Genomic DNA, 19,488 nt, shown 5'->3' with positions numbered 1-19,488 from the left:
GGGTCAGGGCTTGCCCCGCTGGGCGCGGAGGTGTTCCGCGATCGGCGTCAGGGCTTTGTGGAGTTCGCCGAGCGCCTCGGGTGAGATCAGGTCGACGAAGTGCTGGCGGACCGAGGCCACGTGGTGCGGGGCGACCCGCTGCATGGTCTCCATGCCCTCGTCCGTGAGGACGGTGTAGAGCCCGCGCCGGTCGGACTCGCAGTTCTCCCGGCGGACCAGGCCCGCGTTCTCCATGCGGGTGATCTGATGGGACAGGCGGCTCTTGGACTGCAGTGTGGCGGCCGCGAGATCGCTCATACGCATCCGCTTCTCCTCCGATTCGGAGAGATGCACGAGGATGTCGTAGTCGTTCATGGTCAGGTTGAACGGCTGGAGGTCTTTCTCGAGCTGATATGTCAGCATCCTGTTGACCTCCACGTGGGTGCGCCAGGCGCACTGTTCCTCGTTGGTCAGCCACTGCGGGGCCGTATCGGTCTCCATGGAATCGATTCTACCTAAGAAGTTGAAAGGTGAACGAATGTCGGTGTGTGACACGCGCCTCTCACCCCCCAGGTGACAGAGGGGCACAGACGTTCGCCGTCACACTCCGCAGACTACCGCTCACAGGCCGAAGCGACGCTGGAGGTCCCCCAGTTGTCCGGGAAGGCGCGGTTGTCCCGGCTGCTGACCGTGTTGACCCGGTGCGCCCTGGCCCCCCGGCACGCCCGCCTGCTGCGGCACCGCACCCATCGCCTGCTCGGCCATGAGCGCCTCCGAGGACTGCAGGAGCACCGTGCCCGCCCCCACGAACTCGAACTGGTGCTCCTCGCCTGAGGTGCCACCGATCCCGGTCAGCGCCCGTACGCCCCCGATGACTCCGGTCAGATATCCGTGGTCGTAGTGATGGCAGGGCGAGGGGCAGTCGGCCCAGCCCACCAGGGCCTGCGGATCGACCCGGATCGGCGGCTCCATGAACACCACGGGGCCGTTCGACGCGGCCACGAACTTTCCGGTCCCGATCAGGGTCAGGAAGCCCGGAACGATGGATTGCTTCAGCGCGAGAGTTGGCTGAAAAGCGAGGAGGTTGCCCGAGCGAATGGTGAGGTTGCCGTCTTCCAGGTCGTACGAATTCACGTCGAAGGCCCGGTCGGCGAGGAGCATCTTGCCCTGGCCGTCCGCCACGACCCAGTCGCTGGCGTGCAGGGGCGAATGAAAACTCGTGCGCACCAGGCGGTCCAGGCGGCCGTGCCCGATGCCGTTGAACTCGATCGACCCGTAATAGGCGATCATCTTCCCCTTCTGCAGGAACCACTGGCTCCCCTTGAGCTCCACGCAGAAGGTGTACGCGTTCACGCTGTCGTCGCTCGGCAGCGTCATCGGGTCGAGGGCCGCGGGCGCTCCCACGGGCATCGAGGGGTTCCCAGCGGGGTTCACAGCTTCTCCTCCGACGCCTGGACGTACACCGCACCGCTTCCGGACAGCTCCAGCTGGAAGGCCTCGCCCGAGCCCCGCCCCACCATGTCGCGCCAGCCGAGCGCGGTGGAGAGCTTGTTGCGTACGTCGCCGTGGTGCGCCACATACGCCTGCGGGTCTACATGGACCGGGCGCTGCGGGGTGATCGGCACCTCGATGACCCCGCCGTGCGCCATGACGGCGACCGCGCCCTGGCCCTTGAGGGTGGTGGTGAAGAGGCCCTGCCCTGTGACCTGGCCGCGCACCATGCCCATGACGCCGCCCTGCGAGCCCATGAACATCGTGCCCTGCTGGAGCGTGCCGTCGAAGGCGAGCAGCCGGTCCGCCTCCACATAGAGGGTGTCCCCGGAGAGGGTGATCACCTGGATGTGGTGGCCGCCGTGTCCGAACAGGACGGTGCCGCTGCCCTCGACGGTCATCAGGGGTGTCGCCTCGTTGGCGACCCGGCGTCCGAGCATGGAGGCCAGGCCGCCCTGACCGCCCTGGATGTTGGGGGTGAACGCGACATCTCCCTTGTAGGCGAGCATGGCGCCGCGCTGGCTGAACAGCCGCTGGCCCGGAAGGACGGTCGCCTCGACCATCTTCGAGTTGATCTCTCGGAAGGGCATGTCAGACGTCCCCCGCGATCGTGGTCCGCTCGCTGGGCTGGACATAGACGAGTCCCTCGCCCTCGAAGCGGATCTGGAAGGCCTCGCCGCCGCCCTCGCCGAGCAACGTACGGAAGGTGACGCCCGACTGGAGGTTCTGGCGGAGGTCTCCTTGGTGCGCGACATACGCCCCCGGGTCCACCGTGAGGGGATACTGCCGGCTCACGCGCAGGACGACCGCGGGGCCGTCGGACATGATCGCCGCCTGGCCCGAGCCCTCGACGGTCGTGGTGAACAGGCCGTTGCCCTGCGAGGCGCCGCGCACGCCCGTGAAGTGGGTGCCGGTGCGCAGGCCCGCGTCCGTGCACAGCAGATTGCCTGCCTCGACGAAGAGCTTCTCGCCGCGCAGCTCCACGAGGTTGATCTCCGTGGCGCGGTCGGCGAACCAGCATGTGCCGTGCCCCTTCACCTCCATCACCGTCATCTGCTCGCCGGTGAGGCGGCGGGTCACCATGCCCCGCACGCCCTCGCCGCCGCCGGTCATCTTCTTGAAGGCCATCTGGCCGTCGTACGCGACCATCGAGCCGTTCTTCGCCTTGACGGCGTCGCCGGACATGTCCACGGCGAGCACCCTGCTGCCTTGCAGTCGGAACGTTGCCACGTATCGACGGTAGCCGTCGGATATGGGGTCGGAACAGGGCATCGGCCCCTGAGCGAACCCGGAGAACACCCCGATGTCACAATGGGGGTCGCTTGTGCGCGCATTCACAAGATCGATGCCGTCGAGCGGCCCCGCCCCTCGCTCCCGCCTCCCACCGAAGGTGATCCGTGGACATCAAGACCGCTTCCGCACTCCGCCGCCTCCGCCTGGTCTCGGCCCCCGAGGCCGTCTCCTTCCTGCTCCTGATCATCTGCTCGGTGCTCAAGCGGACCACGGACTTCAACGCCGTGCCGGTGATGGGCATGGTCCACGGCGTGCTCTTCATCCTGTACGTGCTGTTCTGGCTCGACGCCTGGAACCGCACGAAGTGGAACGTGAAGACGGCCGCGCTCTACTTCGTCCTCTCCGTCCTGCCGGCCGGCGGTTTCTTCGCCGAGCGGAAGCTGAAGCGTGAGGCCGAGGCCGCCGTGATCGCGTCGCGCGCCCGCCGCGAAGGTGTCGTGAGCGCATGATCGTCGCCTTCTCCGTGACACCGCTGGGCGTCGGCGAGGACGTGGGTGAGTACGTCGCCGACGCGGTCCGCGTCGTCCGCGAATCCGGCCTGCCCAACCGGACCGACGCGATGTTCACCTCCGTCGAGGGCGAGTGGGACGAGGTGATGGACGTCGTCAAGCGCGCCGTCGCCGCGGTCGAGGCACGGGCGCCGCGCGTCTCCGTCGTCATGAAGGCGGACATCCGCCCCGGGGTGACGGACGGGATGACCTCGAAGGTCGAGACGGTGGAGCGGCACCTTTCCGAGTAGCCGCGAGCAACCGCCTCCCGTACAAGGAGAAGCCCCCGCCGGAAGCCGGCGGGGGCTTCTCCTTGTGCGCGGACTTGAGCGACTGCTCAAAAGTATCTACGATCCTCTTGAGCAGTCGCTCAAAACCGCACTGACATGGGGGTATGTCGTGAGCCTGTACGTCGAAGCACGTATAGACGCCGACCTCGACGAGCTCTGGGCACGCACCCAGGAGCCGTCCCAGCATCAGCGCTGGGACCTCCGCTTCACCGAGATCGACTACCTGCCCCAGGTGCCCGGCGAGCCGCAGCGCTTCCGGTACGGCACGCGCGTACTGCCCTTCCTCACCATCGCGGGCACCGGGATCTCCGCCGGTGAGAAGCGCCGCGAGGACGGCACCAGGACGTCGGCGCTGCGCTTCTCCTCGCCGCACCCGCTCTCGTTCCTCCAGGAGGGCTCGGGCTACTGGCGTTACGTCCCCGCCCCGGACGGCGGCATCCGCTTCCTCACCGGCTACGACTACCGGCCGCGCTGGGGCCGCTTCGGCGCGCTCGCCGACCGGCTCGTCCTGCGCCCCCTGATGGGCTGGGCCACGGCCTGGTCCTTCGACCGGCTGCGCCTCTGGCTGGAGCGGGGGATCACGCCCGAGCGCCAGCTGCTGCACGGTCTCGCCGAGGTGGCCGTGCGCGTCGGGTGCGTGGCAGCGGCCGTCCTCACCGCCCCGATGGTGGCACTGGCGACCCTGGCGCTCGCCTTCGTCCTGCCGCCCCTGCCGACGACACCGGCGGCGCGCCGCTGCCTGCGGAAGCCGCCGCCACGCACGCGTGCACCGCGCGTCCTGACGACCCTCCAGGAGCGATGATGCAGCCGTCGATCTTCCGCACGGTGATGGGATCCGACTTCGACCGCCTGCACCCCCAGCTGCAACGCCGCTTCTCCGTGGGCCTGGCGAGCGGCGAGGCGTGCACCGGACGGGGTGTCATGGACCGGATCTGGCACGGCGCGGGCTTCGTGAAACCGTTCCTGGCGTTGGGCGGCACCCGCAACATCCTCGTCCCGCGCGCGGGACGCAACGTCCCCTTCACCATCGAGAACGTGCCGTACGCCGACACATTCGGCCGTGAGACGGTGAGCTTCGTGCGCACCTTCGATCTTCCCGGCCGCCCGCGCCGCTTCGACGCCCAGATGGTCCTCGGTCCCCAGGGGGACCGGATCCTCGACTACCTCGGCACCCACCAGCACCTCGCGAGCGATCTCCACCTCCGGGCCGAGCCGGACGGTTCCTTGCTGATCCGCTCCGGAGAGCACCGATTCCGGGAGGGGCCGGTGGACGTCAGGGTCCCCGAACCGATCGGCGGGGACGCCGAGGTGCGGGAGTCGTACGACGACTCGACGGGCCGCTTCCGTATCCGGGTCCGTGTGGTGAACCGGTACTTCGGACCGCTCTTCGGGTACGAGGGTTCCTTCACGGCGGCGTACACGGACGTCCGTGGCTGTGGTGTGCGCCCGGGGCTGCGGCCCGTCCGTGAGGAGGCGAGGGCGTGAGCGCCGACACGAAGCAGAAACTCCTCGAAGGCGCCCTGCGCACGCTGACGGAGCAGGGCATCGCGAAGACGTCCGCCCGGACGATCGCGGCTGCCGCCGGGGTCAATCAGGCGCTGGTCTTCTACCACTTCGGATCGGTCGACGAGCTCCTCGCCGCGGCCTGCCGCCACGGCTCGGAGCAGCGGGTCTCCCGTTACCGGGAGCGGCTGGACGCGGTGTCCTCGCTGGCCGAACTCCTCGAATTCGGGCGCGAGATGCACGAGGAGGAGCGGGCCGCGGGGCATGTGGCGGTCCTCGGCCAGCTCCTCGCCGGGGCGCAGACGCAGCCGCGCCTGGCCCCCGCGACGGCCGCGGGCCTCGCCCTGTGGATCGAGGAGATCGAGAAGGTCCTGGTCAGGGTCCTCTCGGCGACGCCCCTTGGGGAGTTCGCGGATCCCGTGGGGCTTGCGCGGGCGGTGGCGGCGTCGTTCGTGGGCATCGAGCTGTACGAGGGCGTGGACGCCGCCGGTGCGGGCAGGGCGTTGGATGCCCTGGAGCAACTGTCCGTCCTGGTGACGGCGGTTGAAGATCTGGGGCCGCTTGCGCAGCGGGCCATGCGGCATCGGCTGCGGCGGGCCAAGCAGTCCTGAGCCCTTTCCTCGGGGGTGCCGTTGCTCGGCGGTGGGCCCTCCGGAAGGACCTCTCCCGCCGCCCACCCGATTGCCCCGCATCCCTCAGCGTGTCCCGCAACCGCAGCCAAACCGCTCACCCTAAAACCGCCCGCACGGACGCACCCGGTTCGACACGCCGAAGAAACTCCCCTTTTGTGTGGGTATCGGCTTGTTCGCACCTGAACCTGCCATTGCCAGATCACCCAAGACCTGGAGGGCGCTGTGCGGCCGGAGGGCTACGACTACGACACCCACAGCACACTCGCCGGACCGCTCACCGAGCCGGACGGCGACGGCGGCAGCAGTGATCGCTATCGGGTGCAGTACAGCAAGCTGCTCTCCCGTGAGCCCCACCGAATACGAGCCGTCATCCTCATGACGCTCGCGCCCGTCCTCACCGGTCTCCTCCTCGTCTACCTCGTCTGGCCCACCCACTGGACGGAACGCGAGGGCGCCGACCGCTGGCTCATCGGACTCGACGTCACGATGCTCGTCGCGATCGGGCTCATCGAGCTCTTCATGCTCGTCAACGTCATCTCGATCGCCCACGCGACGATGGTGGCGAGGGACCCGATACCGGTCACCCCCGAGCCCGGCACCCGCGTCGCCTTCCTCACGACGTACGTCCCCGGCAAGGAACCCCTCAGCATGGTCCGCGCCACCCTCGAAGGGGCCAAGCGGATACACCACACAGGACCCCTCGACGTCTGGCTCCTGGACGAAGGGGACAGCGAGGACGCCAAGGCGCTCTGCGGCGAACTCGGCGTACTCCACTTCACCCGCAACGGCGTCCCCGAGTGGAACCGCAAGAAGGGCGTCCACAAGGCCCGCACCAAGCACGGCAACTACAACGCCTGGCTCGCGATGCACGGCGGCGACTACGACTTCTTCGCCTCGGTGGACACCGACCACGTCCCCCTCCCCAACTTCCTCGAGCGGATGATGGGTTACTTCCGGGACGAGGATGTGGCGTTCGTCGTCGGGCCCCAGGTCTACGGGAACTACGACTCTCCCGTCACCAAGGCCGCCGAGTCCCAGCAGTTCCTCTTCCACGCCCTGATCCAGCGCGCAGGCAACCGCTACCGCGCGCCCATGTTCGTCGGCACCAACAACGTCGTACGCATCCAGGCGCTCCGTCAGGTCGGCGGCCTGTACGACTCCATCACCGAGGACATGGCGACCGGCTTCGAGCTGCACCGTCACAAGAACCCCCTCACCAGGAAGCACTGGCGGTCCGTCTACACCCCGGACGTGCTCGCCGTCGGTGAGGGACCCGCCTCCTGGACGGACTTCTTCACCCAGCAGATGCGCTGGTCGCGCGGGACGTACGAGACGCTGTTCAAGCAGTACTGGAAGGCGCCGTTCACGATGCCGCCCGGCCGTCTCTTCTCGTACACGATGATGCTCGTCTACTACCCCATGACGGCCGTCAACTGGCTTCTGGGTGTGTTGAGTTGCGTGCTCTTCCTGTGGTTCGGCGCGTCCGGGACCCAAGTCGCCGCCTCCGTCTGGCTGATGCTCTACAGCGACGCGGCAGCGCTCCAGGTCGGGCTCTATTTGTGGAACCGCCGCCACAACGTCTCCCCGCACGAACCGGAGGGCTCCGGAGGCCTCGCGGGCATGGCGATGTCCGCGCTCTCCGCGCCCATCTACGCCAAGTCGCTCGGCGCCGCCGTCCTGCGCCGCCCGAGCCGCTTCGTGGTCACGCCCAAGGGCGGCGACGCCAGCCCGGACCGGGTGATGACCTTCCGGATCCATCTCTTCTGGGCGGCGGTCCTCGCCAGTTCGCTGGCCGCCTCGTTCGTGCTCGGCCACACCCACGTGGCGATGCGCACCTGGGCCGTGCTCGCGATGGTCATCTCGCTCGCGCCGATCGCGATCTGGAGCTTCACGCTGGTCAAGGAGCGCAAGGAACGCAAGGTGCACGGCGAGGCCCGCCAGAGGGCGCGGCAGCGCGGCAGGCAGGACGCGGAAGGCCTGGGCGTCCCGGGCGGCGCGGACGGCGAGCCGGAGCCGGCGTTCGCCACCGGTACGACGACAGGAGGGAACTGACCCATGGCTTACCGGCCCTCTAAGCGGACCAAGAAGACGCTCCTCGGAGTCGGGGCGGGCGTGCTGCTCGTCGGACTCAACGCACCGGCGGCACTCTCTTTCGCCGAGGAGAGGTACTACGCGTACAAGATCGCCCAGCCCGGCTACAAGGCGAAGTACGGCTCCTGGAAGCAGATCGGCATCCCCGACGAGTACCGCACGAACGCCATCCACGCCGCGCTCCTGCACACCGGCAAGGTCCTGATCGTCGCGGGCTCCGGGAACGAGCAGAAGAAGTTCGACAAGGGGTCGTTCGACACGATCCTCTGGGACCCGAGGACGGACACCTTCAAGAAGGTCGCGACCCCGGAGGACTTCTTCTGCTCGGGGCACGCCCAACTCCCGGACGGGCGCCTGCTGGTGGCGGGCGGCACGGCGCGCTACGAACTCCTCGACGGCGAGATCAACCGGGCCGGCGGCGGCATGCGCGTCAAGAACGAGAGCCCCGACAAGGCCATCGTCCTCAAGAAGGGCACCCGTTTCCGTTCCCCGTCGGGCGTCGAGTACGTGAGCAAGTTCGACGTGAAGGTCCCCAAGGCCAAGCGGGACTACAAGATCACGTACAACAAGTCCGGTGTGATGCAGCCCTGGAAGACGACCGTCAAGGCGAGCGAGACCCGCGTCTTCGTCGAAGCGGCAAAGGAGGGCGAGGAGTTCGTCAACGAGAAGTCCGCGCAGTACGAGATCGAGGGCCTCACCGGCAAGGACGCGGACAACGCCTACGGGATCGCCGAGAAGATCACCATGGACAAGCAGGACTTCCAGGGGATCAAGGCGGCGTACGAGTTCGACCCTAAGGCCGAGAAGTACGTCCCCGTGGAGCCGATGGAGAAGGCCCGCTGGTACCCCACGCTCGTCGGTCTCGACGACGGCAAGGTGCTCGCGGTCTCCGGCCTCGACGACGTGGGCATGATCGACCCGGGCGACAACGAGATCTACGACCCGAAGACGAAGAAGTGGACCAACGGGCCCAAGCGCTACTTCCCGACCTACCCCGCGCTCTTCCTCACCAAGGGCGGCAAGCTCTTCTACCCGGCGTCGAACGCGGGCTACGGGCCCGCCGACAAGGGGCGCGACCCGGGCCTGTGGGACCTGAAGACCAACAAGTTCGAGAAGATCCCCGGCCTCGTCGACCTCGACCAGACCGAGACGTCCGCGTCCGTCCTGCTGCCCCCGGCGCAGGACCAGAAGGTGATGATCCTGGGCGGCGGAGGCGTCGGCGAGTCCGACAAGGCGACCCGGCGCACGGCCGTGGTGGACCTCAAGGAGGACAGCCCCGCCTTCAAGACCGGGCCCGAACTCCCGCAGGGAACCCGCTACTTGAACAGCGTGATCCTGCCGGACGACTCGGTGTTCACGTCCAACGGCTCCAAGGACTACCGGGGACGCGGCGGCAGCAACATCCTCAAGGCGCAGTTCTACGACCCCAGGACGAACAGCTTCCGCGAGGCGGCGTCCCCCAAGGTGGGCCGCAACTACCACTCGGAGGCGCTGCTCCTGCCCGACGGACGGGTCGTCACCTTCGGCTCCGACCCGCTCTTCGACAACCAGGAGAACACCAAGCTCGGCCACTTCGAGCAGCGCATGGAGGTCTTCACGCCGCCCACGCTGCACAAGGCGGGCAACAACCGGCCGGTCCTCGGCGAGGGCCCCGAGCAGCTGGCGGCGGACGGCCGCGCGACGTTCCGCACGAAGACGCCCGAGAAGATCGCCTCGGCCCGCCTGATGCGTCCCAGCGCGGTGACGCACACGACGGACGTCGAGCAGCGGTCGATCGCGCTCGGCCTCACCAAGGGCAAGGGCGAGGTGACGGTGGACGTGCCCAAGGGCGACACCGCTCTGGTGCCGCCCGGCTGGTACATGCTGTTCGTGACGGACCAGGACGGCACGTCGTCAGAGGCGAAGTGGATCCACGTCGGGCAGAAGTGAGTGCCGGTCAGGTGGCCTTGGCGTTGCGCGCGAGACCGAGCGCGTAGTCGGGCCACCACTGGCCCGCCGCCGGGCCGCCGCGGCACGGTCCGTCCGAGTCGCCGGGCCGCTTGATCCACAGGACCGCGTCGAGCAGCGCGTCACCGGTCTTGTCCGTGGGCGGGGTGCCGAGGCCGCGGCCCGGCGGATTGCACCAGGCGTCCGCGCGGTCGCCTGCGAGCGGGCCCTTGCCGTTGCGGCTGGTGTCCATCACGAAGTGCTTGCCGCCGACGATCCCCGAGAGGCTGCGGCCGTACGCCTTGATGGTCCCGTCGCTCTGGAAGTTCGACACGTTCAGCGAGAAGCCGTCGGCCTGTGCGATCCCGGCCTGCTGGAGCGGCTGCGCGAGCTTGTCCGCCTGGTTGATCCAGCCTGGGTTGCCCGCGTCCAGATAGACCTTCACCTTTTGCTGCTGCTTGAGCCGCTGGATGCCTTCGGAGAGCAGTTGGTAGCGGTCGGCGTGGTACTCGGCGGGGGTGCAGCCGTCGACGATGTGCGGGATCGCGTCCGGCTCCAGGATGACGACGGCCGGGCTCTCGCCGATGGCGCCCGCGAACTTGTCGATCCACTGCCGGTAGAAGTCCGAGCTGTGCGCGCCGCCCGCGGAGTGCTGGCCGCAGTCGCGGTGCGGGATGTTGTACGCGACGAGTACGGCGGTGCGGTCGGCCTGCGCGGCGCCGTCGACGGCCGCCTTGATGTCCGGCACCGGGTCGTCGCCCGCGGGCCACACGGCCATGGGCTGCTCGGAGATCCGCTTCAGGGCGTCGGCGTCCTGGGTGCGGCCTTCCTGCTCCCACTGCCTGACCTGCCGGGCGGCGGCGCTCTGCGGGTCGACCCAGAAGGCGCTCTGTGTCTTCTTCGCGGCCTCGGTGGAGGGTCCTGCCTCGGACGCAGCCCTTTCCTTGCCCTGGGAGCCGGAGTCGGACGAGCACCCTGCCGTGAGCGCGAGGGCCGTGAGGGCCGTGAGTGCGGTGAACGTACGGACCAGGCGGTGCATCCAGCCCCCTTGGGCGACGGTAACGACGGCAATCGTTACATAAGGGGCCAATCACCCTTGGTTACGACACCGGGCCGGACGCCGGGCGATGTTCAGATGCCGCCGCCGCTCGCCAGCGCGATGCCGAGCGGGGTGCGTTCGTAGAGCACCTGGTGCCCGTACCGCCGCGAGACCAGCAGCCCGGCGCCGCGCAGGGCGCCGAGGTGCGCGGAGACGGACGAGGGGGCGAGCCCCAGGCGATGCGCGAGGGCCGAGGTGGTGGCCGGGTCGGTGAGCGCGGCCAGGACGTTCGCCCTGCCCCGCCCCAGGAGCCGTACGAGCGCTTCGGACGTACGGTCGCTCGGCTCGGCCCAGAGGCCGCCGATCCCGCGGGCGGGATAGACCAGGGTCGGCTGCCAGGGCGGCTCGTGGCCGCCCACCACGTCGGGCCAGGTGAAGACGCTGGGCATCAGGACGAGGCCCTGCCCCGCCAACTGCCGCACGTGGTCGCCCCTGCGCGCGACGGTCAGGGTCTCCGCATCCCAGGTGAACCTCGGGTCGAGCTCGGCGACGAGCGCGCCGAGGCCGACCTCCGCGAGCCGCCGCGAATGGAAGGCGACGTCCGCCTCCAGGAGCGCGCGGAGCCGGGGCCAGTCGGGCTCGACGAGGGTGTGCCAGGCGGCCTCCATGGCGTCGGCGAGAGCCCGCACCGCGCGCGCCGGATCGGCGAGCAGCGCGCGCCCCTGCGGCGATTCGGCGGCTCCCGCGGTGCAGGCGAGCGCGCGCGTCAGCTCCTCGCGCGCGGCTTCGGGGTCGGCGGCGCGCACGGCCGCGATTTCCTCCTCGAAGGTGGCGGCCGGGCCGATGGGCGGAGGGCCGATGAAGTCGGGGGAGTAGCCGCGCTGCGGCATCAGCAGCCACAGCGTCCGGAGTTCGAGCCCGGCGCTCGCGTCGCGGATCCGCCGGAGCCACTGCGGGTGGTAGCCGTGCCGGTCGGGCCGCTTGAGGGTGCGCACGGCTTCCTGCGTCTCCCACAGCGGCGAGACGGCGAACCGGCACCGCAAGAGATCGTCGGGCCCGAAGTGCAGCCGGTCCGGCACGGCTCCCACCCCCCCCACGATTCGCCTGGAGCCGAAACTCTAGGGCGACCGGCGCGGGCCCGTGCAGGGTGCGGACATGTCCGACGAGCACACCTCAGACAACCGCACCTCAGACAAGCACACCCCAGAAAAGTGCACCTCCGAACCCCCGGGCTACCTCCGCCTCTTCAAGATCCGTGAGTTCCGTGCCGTCTTCCTCGCGCACGCCCTCTCGCTGCTCGGCGTCGTCGTCAGCGAGGTCGCGCTCACCGTGCTCGTGTACGGGCTCACCGGGTCGCCGCTGCTCAGCGCGCTCACCTTCGCGCTGGGGATGCTGCCCTATCTCGTGGGCGGCACCCTGCTGTCCGGGATCGCCGACCGGTACCCGCCGCGGCGGGTACTCGTGGTGTGCGACGTCGTGTGTGCCGCGTGCGCCGCCCTCATGGCCCTGCCCGTCACGCCCGTCTTCGGGCTGCTCGCGCTGCGGTGCGTCATCGCCGTCGTCTCGCCCGTGTTCAACGGGACGCGGATGGCGACCCTCGCCGACATCCTCGGGGACGGCGACCTGTTCGTCCTCGGGCGTTCCCTGCTGCGGATCGTCTCGCAGAGCTCCGTGCTCGTCGGCTTCGGGCTCGGCGGCGTCCTGCTCACCGTCGTGTCGCCGCGCGAGGCGCTCCTCATCACCGTGGGCACGTTCGCCGCGTCCGCGCTGTTCCTGCGGTGCGGGACGCAGCGCAGACCCGCGCGCGGGGGCGGTGGTTCCGCGCTGGTGAAGTACTCGCTCGGCGGCGCGCGGCAGGTGCTCGGCGACCGGCGGATCAGGGCGCTGCTGCTCCTCCTGTGGGCGCCGCCCATGTTCATGGTCGCCCCGGAGGCGCTCGCCGCTCCGTACGCGGACCAGATCGGCGTCGGCGTCGCGGGCGTCGGACTCCTGATGTGCGCGCTGCCGGTCGGCACGATCGCGGCGGAGCTGTACGCGGGGTCCGCGCTCTCCGCGACCACCCGGGCCCGCATCGCCCTGCCGCTCGCCTCCTTCACGCTCCTGCCGCTCACGGTGTACGCCGTCACCCCGGGCCTCCTGTGGGCGATGCTCGCGCTCGCGCTCGCCGGCGCGGGATCCGCGTACACGCTGGGTGTCGACCGGTGGTTCGTCGACGCCGTGCCCCAGGAGCTGCGCGGGCGGGCCATGACCGTGCACACGGCGGGGCTCATGACGATCCAGGGAGTCGGGATGGCGCTCGCCGGGCTCGCGGCGGAGTTCTTCGCGGTGAGCACCGTCGTCATGGCTTCGGGTGTGCTCGGCACGGTCTGCTGCCTGGTCCTGGCCGCCGAGGTCCGCGCCACGCACCGTACGGACGACGGAGGGGAAGAGGGCAAACCCGCCAACCTACGGGAACGCGTGACCGAATCGCGAGACGGGGCTGACCACCATATGACCGGCGGGTAAGGTCTTTGGCGTGCCGAAGCCGCTCAGCCTCCCCTTCGATCCCATCGCCCGCGCCGACGAACTCTGGAAGCAGCGCTGGGGATCCGTACCGGCCATGGGCGCGATCACCTCGATCATGCGGGCGCACCAGATCCTGCTCGCCGAGGTCGACGCCGTCGTCAAGCCGTACGGACTGACCTTCGCGAGGTACGAGGCGCTGGTGCTTCTCACGTTCTCGCAGGCGGGCGAGTTGCCGATGTCCAAGATCGGCGAGCGCCTGATGGTTCACCCCACCTCCGTCACCAATACCGTCGACCGGCTGGTCAAGTCCGGCCTCGTCGACAAGCGCCCCAATCCGAACGACGGGCGCGGCACCCTCGCCTCCATCACGGAGAAGGGCCGCGAGGTCGTCGAGGCGGCCACGCGCGAGCTGATGGCCATGGACTTCGGGCTCGGGGTCTACGACGCCGAGGAGTGCGCGGAGATCTTCGCGATGCTGCGGCCGCTGCGGGTGGCGGCCGAGGACTTCGACGAGCAGTAGACGGGCAGTAGGGGAGCGGTAGGGCGGCAGTAGCGGGCGCGCGTAACCGGAAGCGGGGCCGCCGGAAGATCGCGCAAAACGGGCCGATACGCTCGTGGGCATGAAGCGAAGCGTGCTGACCCGTTACCGGGTGATGGCCTATGTCACCGCCGTCATGTTGCTCGTGCTGTGCACCTGCATGATTTTCAAGTACGGCTTCGACAAGGGCGAGGGCCTGACGCTGGTCGTCTCCCAGGTCCACGGCGTCCTCTACATCATCTACCTGATCTTCGCCTTCGACCTGGGCTCCAAGGCGAAGTGGCCGTTCGGCAAGCTCCTGTGGGTGCTCGTCTCCGGCACCATCCCGACGGCCGCGTTCTTCGTCGAGCGCAAGGTCGTGCGCGAGGTGGAGCCGCTGATCGTCGACGGCTCGCCGGCCACCGCGAAGGCCTAGCTCCACTGCGGCAAACACCGCCACGGACATACCCGTGGCCCCGCTGCGGAGCAGCTGATGCCGCAGCGCCTCGACATTTACTAGGACGTCCTAGTAAATTCGAGGGTATGGACGCTGACGCCATCGAGGAGGGCCGCCGTCGCTGGCAGGCCCGGTACGACACCGCGAAGAAGCGCGACGCGGATTTCACCACGCTCTCCGGTGACCCGGTCGAGCCGGTCTACGGGCCACGGCCCGGGGACACGTACGAGGGTTTCGAGCGGATCGGATGGCCCGGCGAATACCCCTTCACCCGCGGACTGCACGCCACCGGCTACCGCGGCCGGACCTGGACCATCCGCCAGTTCGCGGGCTTCGGCAACGCCGAGCAGACGAACGAGCGCTACAAGATGATCCTGGCCAACGGCGGCGGCGGTCTCTCCGTGGCCTTCGACATGCCGACCCTGATGGGCCGGGACTCCGACGAGCCCCAGTCCCTCGGCGAGGTCGGGCACTGCGGGGTCGCCATCGACTCGGCCGCCGACATGGAGGTCCTGTTCAAGGACATCCCGCTCGGTGACGTGACGACGTCGATGACGATCTCCGGACCCGCCGTCCCCGTCTTCTGCATGTATCTGGTCGCCGCCGAGCGGCAGGGCATCGACCCGGCCGTCCTGAACGGCACGCTCCAGACGGACATCTTCAAGGAGTACATCGCGCAGAAGGAGTGGCTCTTCCAGCCCGAGCCGCACCTGCGCCTCATCGGCGACCTGATGGAGCACTGCGCGCGCGACATCCCCGCGTACAAGCCCCTGTCCGTCTCCGGATACCACATCCGCGAGGCCGGTGCGACGGCCGCGCAGGAGCTCGCGTACACGCTCGCGGACGGGTTCGGGTACGTCGAACTCGGCCTGAGCCGCGACATGGACGTGGACGTCTTCGCGCCCGGACTCAGCTTCTTCTTCGACGCGCACCTGGACTTCTTCGAGGAGATCGCCAAGTTCCGCGCCGCGCGCCGGATCTGGGCCCGCTGGATGCGCGACGTGTACGGCGCGAAGACCGACAAGGCCCAGTGGCTGCGCTTCCACACGCAGACCGCGGGCGTCTCGCTGACGGCACAGCAGCCCTACAACAACGTCGTACGCACCGCTGTCGAGGCCCTCTCCGCGGTCCTCGGCGGCACGAACTCCCTGCACACGAACGCCCTCGACGAGACCCTCGCGCTGCCGAGCGAGCAGGCCGCCGAGATCGCGCTGCGCACGCAGCAGGTGCTCATGGAGGAGACGGGCGTCGCCAACGTGGCGGACCCGCTGGGCGGCTCCTGGTACGTCGAGCAGCTCACCGACCGCATCGAGGCCGACGCCGAGAAGATCTTCGAGCAGATCAAGGAGCGGGGGCGCAGGGCGCACCCGGACGGGCAGCACCCCATCGGGCCCATCACCTCCGGGATCCTGCGCGGCATCGAGGACGGCTGGTTCACCGGGGAGATCGCCGAGTCGGCGTTCCAGTACCAGCAGTCCCTGGAGAAGGGCGACAAGCGCGTCGTGGGCGTCAATGTCCACCACGGCTCCGTCACCGGCGACCTGGAGATCCTGCGGGTCTCCCACGAGGTGGAGCGGGAGCAGGTCAAGGTCCTCGGCGCGCGCCGCTCGGCGCGGGACGATGCGCGGGTACGGGCCTCGCTGGACGCCATGCTGGCGGCTGCGCGGGACGGGTCGAACATGATCGCCCCGATGCTGGAGGCGGTCCGCGCGGAGGCGACGCTGGGGGAGATCTGCAACGCCCTGCGGGACGAGTGGGGGATTTACACGGAGCCTCCGGGGTTCTAGTTCGGGCGCTTTGGATGCTTTGGGTGTGTGGGGATCTGCGGGCCTGTTTTGGCTGGTCGCGCAGTTCCCCGCGCCCCTAAAGGGGCGCCCGTCGGCGGTCGGCTGAAAGTCATGGGTGTCAGATGCACGGGGCTGGGTAGGCGCCGCCCGTCCAACCGTCCTGCCCCTGGAGTCACCCTGTGTCACCCGTGAGCCTGCCCGGCCCCACTCGTACCGCTGTGATCGCCATTGGAGCCGCCACGCTCACTCTGCTCGGTGCGCTGACGGTGTACGGCTCCGGTGAGGTGAGCGCGAGCCCGCCGGCCGAGCCGAAGGTCCAGGACACCTTCGACTCGCTGGGCCCGGAGGTGCACGCGGCGAAGCTGTCGAACGGCCGGACGGCTCACTACTCCGACACCGGGAACAAGAAGGGCAAGCCCGTCCTCTTCATAGGCGGCACCGGCACGAGCGCCCGCGCGGCGCACATGACGGACTTCTTCCGCACGACCCGCGAGGACCTGGGCCTGCGTCTCATCTCCGTCGAGCGCAACGGCTTCGGTGACACGGAGTACGACGAGAAGCTCGGCAAGGCCGACTTCGCCGACGACACCCTCGAGGTCCTCGACAAGCTCGGCGTGGACGACGTGAGCGTGATCGCGATCTCGGGCGGCGGTCCGTACGCCGCGGAGCTCGCCGGGCGCGCCCCCGGGCGGATCTCGGCGCTGCACCTCGCGGCGGCCCTGCCGCCCTACGGCGCGAAGCCCGCGTACTGCTCGATGTCCGACGACGAGCTGGCCGACACCGTCAAGGACTCCATCAGGGACCCGCGCAAGTGGTGGGCCTTCCCCGACGACAGCCCCGTGAAGTCGATACCGGGCTTCGCCGACACGGCGTACGAGGAAGGCGCGCGCACCTACAACCAGCGCGGCCAGCAGGCGGACCCCGCGCCGCAGGTGCACGAGCAGAAGCTGTACTGCGGACGGCCGGGCCCGGACCTGAAGAAGCTGGACGCCCCCGTGTACCTCTACGGCGGCGAGAAGGACACGACGGTGCCGCCGGCGACGCTCAAGACCTGGCAGGACGCGCTGCCCGGCAAGGCGAAGGTGCGGACGTACGCGGACTCCGGGCACGACGTGCAGTACCGCCACTGGGACCAGATCCTGGTCGACCTGGCCGGACACGGTGACCGGACGGTCATCTGCCGCGGCAAGCACAGCCGCGTCCTGCCCGCGCGGGAAGCGGACAGCCTCGTCGCCAAGGAGCGGGCCACTCTTGGCAGTTGCGCCTGGTCTCGCTAGCGGTCACCAATGTCCTCAATCGCCGGACGGGCTTAATTCCGGCCCAGCGTCAGTCTGAACAGTGCGCCCCCGCCCGGCGCCCTCTCCGCCGAGAGCTCCGCTCCGTGCGCGTGGGCGATCTGGCGGGCCATCGCGAGACCCAGGCCCGAGCCCGGCAGGGCGCGGGCCTTCTCCGCGCGGTAGAAGCGGTCGAAGACATAGGGAAGGTCCTCCTCCGCGATGCCGGGCCCGTGGTCGCGGACCGTCAGGGCGGTGGCGGTGAGGGAGGCCTCCACGGGGGTGCCCGGCGGGCTGAACTTGGCCGCGTTGTCCAGGAGATTGGTGACCAGGCGCGAGAGGCGCGCGGGGACCCCGGGGATGCTCAGGTCCGCCGCTTCCGGCGTCACCTGGAGCGTGAAGGGCACCTGCGGCCAGTGGCCGCGCGCCGCGTCCACGACATGGGCGACCAGGGGAGCGAGCCGCACTTCCTCCAGGAGGGGCTGCGGCTCCTCGTCGCGGGCCAGCTCGATCAAGTCGTTGACCATGCCGGTGACTTCGCGCAGCTGGCGGGCGAGCGCGCCGGACGCCCGTTCGCGCTGAGCCTCGTTCAACCGGTCGGCGCGGGCGAGGAGTTCGGCGTTCGTACGCAGCGCGGTCAGCGGAGTGCGCAGCTCGTGCGAGGCGTCGGCGACCAGGCGGCGTTGTGCGGTGACCGACTTCTCCAGCTCGGCCAGCATCGCGTTGAACGAGGCGGCCAGGCGCGTCACTTCGTCCTCGCGGCCCGGCGGGCCCGGCGGCAGCTCGATGCGGTGACGGGCGTCGCGGGTCGCCGCGATGCGTTCCGCCGTGGCGGTGAGGCGGGCGACCGGGGCGAGGCCGGTGCGCGAGACCCAGTAGCCGCCGAGCCCCGACAGGAGCACCCCGGCGCCGCCCACCGCCGACAGGAGCCCGGCGGCCTGCCGCACGCCGCGCTCGGCGATGTCGGCGCGCAGGGCGACCTGGACGGCGTCCCCCTTGCCGTAGTGGGTGGTGTACATCCGGGTCGGCCGCCCCTGGAGCGTGAGGCTCGTGTAGTACGGCGAGGCCTTGCCGCCCGCGACCAGCCGCGTGGAGTGGGTGACCGGGAGCAGATAGGGCTTCGACGGATCGTCGGCCGGGTCGGCCGGGACGATCTGGGAGCAGGCGGGGGCGCCCAGGAAACGGCACTCGCCCGTCAGGACGCCCGGCTCGTTGTCGTAGTTCCGCTGCTGGGCGATGAGGGTCGCCGACTGGGTGAGGTTCTGGTCGAGCTGCTGGTAGAGCTTGTAGCGGATGACGAGGAACGCGGCCACGCAGACCCCGACCGCGACCAGCGCGACGGCCGCCGCCGCGGCGAGCGCGAGCCGGGTGCGCAGCGGACGCCTGCGCCGCCACCGGGCACCGAGCCTGCGCCGGGCGCTCATGGGCTGCCGAGCCGGTAGCCGACGCCGTGCACGGTGTGCACGAGGCGGGGCTCGCCGCCCGACTCCAGTTTGCGGCGCAGGTAACCGACGTACACGGCAAGGGAGTTGGAGTCGGGCCCGAAGTCGCGCCCCCAGACCGACTCCTGGATCAGCTCGCGCGGGAGCACCTGTCCCGCGTTGCGCAGGAGCAGTTCGAGGAGGGCGAACTCGGTGCGGCTGAACTCGACGGCGCGGTGGCCGCGGTGGCCGGTGCGGGTCGCCGGGTCCAGGACGAGATCGGCGTACGCGAGGTCGTCGCCGTCGGCGGGGGAGTGCTGCTCCGGGGCGGCGCGGCGCAGGAGGGCGCGGACGCGGGCGACGAGCTCGTCGAGGGCGAAGGGCTTCACCAGATAGTCGTCGGCGCCCGCGTCGAGGCCGTCGACGCGTTCGCTGACGGAGCCGAGGGCGGTGAGGACGAGGACCGGGGTGCGGTCGCCGATGGCGCGCATCTGGCGGCAGACGGCGAGGCCGTCCATCACCGGCATCATCACGTCCAGGACCACGAGGTCCGGCTCCCACCGGGCGATGGCGCCGAGCGCGCGGCTCCCGTCGGCGGCGCCGCGGACGGAGTGGCCCTCGATCGTGAGGGCGTCCTCCACCGCCGCGCGGACTTCCGGGTCGTCGTCGACCACGAGGATCTTGGGCGCGGGGGGTGTGGTCACGCGGGGCCTGCCTGGGTGCGACGGGGGCGGCCTGGCTGCCCGCAGGGCGAGCTCCTCGGAGATCTCATGGTCCAAAGGTGCCAAACGCGGC

20 protein-coding genes are annotated in these 19,488 nt (G+C 69.9%); 12 read left to right on the top strand and 8 right to left on the bottom strand.

Annotated elements, in window-relative coordinates:
• Positions 1 to 3 precede the first annotated feature (3 nt).
• The 4 genes from ABZ833_RS24285 to ABZ833_RS24270 form a co-directional block, all read right to left on the bottom strand.
• Positions 4 to 480, bottom strand: a complete 477-nt coding sequence (locus tag ABZ833_RS24285) for a MarR family transcriptional regulator (RefSeq protein WP_249587707.1) — start codon at positions 478 to 480, stop codon at positions 4 to 6.
• A gap of 120 nt (positions 481 to 600) precedes the next feature.
• Positions 601 to 1,389: an AIM24 family protein gene (locus tag ABZ833_RS24280; RefSeq protein WP_361050780.1), complete on the bottom strand. Its 789-nt coding sequence runs from the start codon at positions 1,387 to 1,389 to the stop codon at positions 601 to 603.
• A gap of 20 nt (positions 1,390 to 1,409) precedes the next feature.
• Positions 1,410 to 2,060, bottom strand: a complete 651-nt coding sequence (locus ABZ833_RS24275; protein WP_361049933.1) for an AIM24 family protein — start codon at positions 2,058 to 2,060, stop codon at positions 1,410 to 1,412.
• A 1-nt stretch (position 2,061) separates the two neighbouring features.
• Positions 2,062 to 2,700 carry an AIM24 family protein gene (locus ABZ833_RS24270; RefSeq protein WP_361049931.1) on the bottom strand — a complete coding sequence of 213 codons (639 nt, stop codon included), beginning with the start codon at positions 2,698 to 2,700 and terminating at the stop codon, positions 2,062 to 2,064.
• 167 nt (positions 2,701 to 2,867) lie between these two features.
• On the opposite strand from ABZ833_RS24270, the gene ABZ833_RS24265 reads away from it, so the two are divergent.
• From ABZ833_RS24265 to ABZ833_RS24235, 7 genes are all read left to right on the top strand, one after another.
• Complete coding sequence (locus ABZ833_RS24265; RefSeq protein WP_361049929.1) at positions 2,868 to 3,212, top strand: DUF3817 domain-containing protein; 345 nt, start codon at positions 2,868 to 2,870, stop codon at positions 3,210 to 3,212.
• Positions 3,209 to 3,502 carry an MTH1187 family thiamine-binding protein gene (locus ABZ833_RS24260; RefSeq protein ID WP_249587703.1) on the top strand — a complete coding sequence of 98 codons (294 nt, stop codon included), beginning with the start codon at positions 3,209 to 3,211 and terminating at the stop codon, positions 3,500 to 3,502. The genes ABZ833_RS24265 and ABZ833_RS24260 overlap by 4 nt, the downstream gene beginning before the upstream one ends.
• Before the next feature lie 148 nt (positions 3,503 to 3,650).
• Entirely contained in the window at positions 3,651 to 4,343 is a 693-nt protein-coding gene (locus ABZ833_RS24255) for a hypothetical protein (RefSeq protein WP_361049927.1), read from the top strand.
• Positions 4,340 to 5,026, top strand: coding sequence for a DUF4166 domain-containing protein (locus tag ABZ833_RS24250; protein WP_361049925.1), 687 nt, complete (start codon positions 4,340 to 4,342; stop codon positions 5,024 to 5,026). The genes ABZ833_RS24255 and ABZ833_RS24250 overlap by 4 nt, the downstream gene beginning before the upstream one ends.
• Positions 5,023 to 5,655 carry a helix-turn-helix domain-containing protein gene (locus ABZ833_RS24245; RefSeq protein ID WP_361049923.1) on the top strand — a complete coding sequence of 211 codons (633 nt, stop codon included), beginning with the start codon at positions 5,023 to 5,025 and terminating at the stop codon, positions 5,653 to 5,655. Before ABZ833_RS24250 ends, ABZ833_RS24245 begins: the two co-directional genes overlap by 4 nt.
• A 243-nt stretch (positions 5,656 to 5,898) precedes the next feature.
• A complete protein-coding gene (locus ABZ833_RS24240) occupies positions 5,899 to 7,728 on the top strand; it encodes a cellulose synthase catalytic subunit (RefSeq protein WP_361049921.1) in 1,830 nt (609 codons plus the stop codon).
• 3 nt (positions 7,729 to 7,731) lie between these two features.
• The gene (locus ABZ833_RS24235) at positions 7,732 to 9,696 is read left to right on the top strand and encodes a kelch motif-containing protein (protein WP_361049919.1); all 1,965 of its coding nucleotides are present in this window, start codon (positions 7,732 to 7,734) and stop codon (positions 9,694 to 9,696) included.
• 7 nt (positions 9,697 to 9,703) lie between these two features.
• Here the strand turns inward: ABZ833_RS24235 and ABZ833_RS24230 are convergent, their stop codons facing one another.
• Both ABZ833_RS24230 and ABZ833_RS24225 read right to left on the bottom strand, forming a co-directional pair.
• Positions 9,704 to 10,732 carry a glycoside hydrolase family 6 protein gene (locus ABZ833_RS24230; protein ID WP_361049918.1) on the bottom strand — a complete coding sequence of 343 codons (1,029 nt, stop codon included), beginning with the start codon at positions 10,730 to 10,732 and terminating at the stop codon, positions 9,704 to 9,706.
• A gap of 92 nt (positions 10,733 to 10,824) precedes the next feature.
• Complete coding sequence (locus ABZ833_RS24225) at positions 10,825 to 11,811, bottom strand: DUF5937 family protein (protein WP_361050777.1); 987 nt, start codon at positions 11,809 to 11,811, stop codon at positions 10,825 to 10,827.
• A 76-nt stretch (positions 11,812 to 11,887) separates the two neighbouring features.
• Between ABZ833_RS24225 and ABZ833_RS24220 the strand changes: the two genes are divergently transcribed.
• From ABZ833_RS24220 to ABZ833_RS24200, 5 genes are all read left to right on the top strand, one after another.
• On the top strand, positions 11,888 to 13,237 hold the full coding sequence (locus ABZ833_RS24220; RefSeq protein WP_361049916.1) for an MFS transporter: 1,350 nt from the start codon (positions 11,888 to 11,890) through the stop codon (positions 13,235 to 13,237).
• A gap of 10 nt (positions 13,238 to 13,247) precedes the next feature.
• Positions 13,248 to 13,757, top strand: coding sequence for a MarR family transcriptional regulator (locus ABZ833_RS24215; protein ID WP_361049914.1), 510 nt, complete (start codon positions 13,248 to 13,250; stop codon positions 13,755 to 13,757).
• 100 nt (positions 13,758 to 13,857) lie between these two features.
• Positions 13,858 to 14,190 carry a DUF3817 domain-containing protein gene (locus tag ABZ833_RS24210; RefSeq protein WP_344527649.1) on the top strand — a complete coding sequence of 111 codons (333 nt, stop codon included), beginning with the start codon at positions 13,858 to 13,860 and terminating at the stop codon, positions 14,188 to 14,190.
• Positions 14,191 to 14,297: 107 nt separating this feature from the next.
• On the top strand, positions 14,298 to 15,998 hold the full coding sequence (locus ABZ833_RS24205) for a methylmalonyl-CoA mutase family protein (protein ID WP_361049912.1): 1,701 nt from the start codon (positions 14,298 to 14,300) through the stop codon (positions 15,996 to 15,998).
• Positions 15,999 to 16,216: 218 nt separating this feature from the next.
• On the top strand, positions 16,217 to 17,275 hold the full coding sequence (locus ABZ833_RS24200; RefSeq protein WP_361049910.1) for an alpha/beta hydrolase: 1,059 nt from the start codon (positions 16,217 to 16,219) through the stop codon (positions 17,273 to 17,275).
• Positions 17,276 to 17,307: 32 nt separating this feature from the next.
• Here the strand turns inward: ABZ833_RS24200 and ABZ833_RS24195 are convergent, their stop codons facing one another.
• A complete protein-coding gene (locus ABZ833_RS24195) occupies positions 17,308 to 18,696 on the bottom strand; it encodes a HAMP domain-containing sensor histidine kinase (RefSeq protein ID WP_361049908.1) in 1,389 nt (462 codons plus the stop codon).
• Entirely contained in the window at positions 18,693 to 19,397 is a 705-nt protein-coding gene (locus tag ABZ833_RS24190; RefSeq protein WP_361049907.1) for a response regulator transcription factor, read from the bottom strand. The genes ABZ833_RS24195 and ABZ833_RS24190 overlap by 4 nt, the downstream gene beginning before the upstream one ends.
• Positions 19,398 to 19,488 lie beyond the last annotated feature (91 nt).

This window comes from Streptomyces sp. NPDC047525 (genome assembly GCF_040643025.1).
In the GTDB taxonomy this organism is placed as follows: Bacteria; Actinomycetota; Actinomycetes; order Streptomycetales; family Streptomycetaceae; genus Streptomyces; species Streptomyces durmitorensis.
The sequence above is the reverse complement of the archived record's forward strand: the minus strand, read 5'-3'. Positions and strand labels throughout refer to the sequence as shown.

What these genes read in the sequence shown, in the direction of transcription:
- ABZ833_RS24260 (WP_249587703.1), top strand. Translation starts at nt 3,209, where the DNA reads ATGATCGTCGCCTTCTCCGTGACACCGCTGGGCGTCGGCGAGGACGTG.
- ABZ833_RS24205 (WP_361049912.1), top strand. Translation starts at nt 14,298, where the DNA reads ATGGACGCTGACGCCATCGAGGAGGGCCGCCGTCGCTGGCAGGCCCGG.
- ABZ833_RS24280 (WP_361050780.1), bottom strand. Translation starts at nt 1,389, where the DNA reads ATGCCCGTGGGAGCGCCCGCGGCCCTCGACCCGATGACGCTGCCGAGC.
- ABZ833_RS24220 (WP_361049916.1), top strand. Translation starts at nt 11,888, where the DNA reads ATGTCCGACGAGCACACCTCAGACAACCGCACCTCAGACAAGCACACC.
- ABZ833_RS24210 (WP_344527649.1), top strand. Translation starts at nt 13,858, where the DNA reads ATGAAGCGAAGCGTGCTGACCCGTTACCGGGTGATGGCCTATGTCACC.
- ABZ833_RS24230 (WP_361049918.1), bottom strand. Translation starts at nt 10,732, where the DNA reads ATGCACCGCCTGGTCCGTACGTTCACCGCACTCACGGCCCTCACGGCC.
- ABZ833_RS24285 (WP_249587707.1), bottom strand. Translation starts at nt 480, where the DNA reads ATGGAGACCGATACGGCCCCGCAGTGGCTGACCAACGAGGAACAGTGC.
- ABZ833_RS24195 (WP_361049908.1), bottom strand. Translation starts at nt 18,696, where the DNA reads ATGAGCGCCCGGCGCAGGCTCGGTGCCCGGTGGCGGCGCAGGCGTCCG.
- ABZ833_RS24275 (WP_361049933.1), bottom strand. Translation starts at nt 2,060, where the DNA reads ATGCCCTTCCGAGAGATCAACTCGAAGATGGTCGAGGCGACCGTCCTT.
- ABZ833_RS24235 (WP_361049919.1), top strand. Translation starts at nt 7,732, where the DNA reads ATGGCTTACCGGCCCTCTAAGCGGACCAAGAAGACGCTCCTCGGAGTC.
- ABZ833_RS24250 (WP_361049925.1), top strand. Translation starts at nt 4,340, where the DNA reads ATGATGCAGCCGTCGATCTTCCGCACGGTGATGGGATCCGACTTCGAC.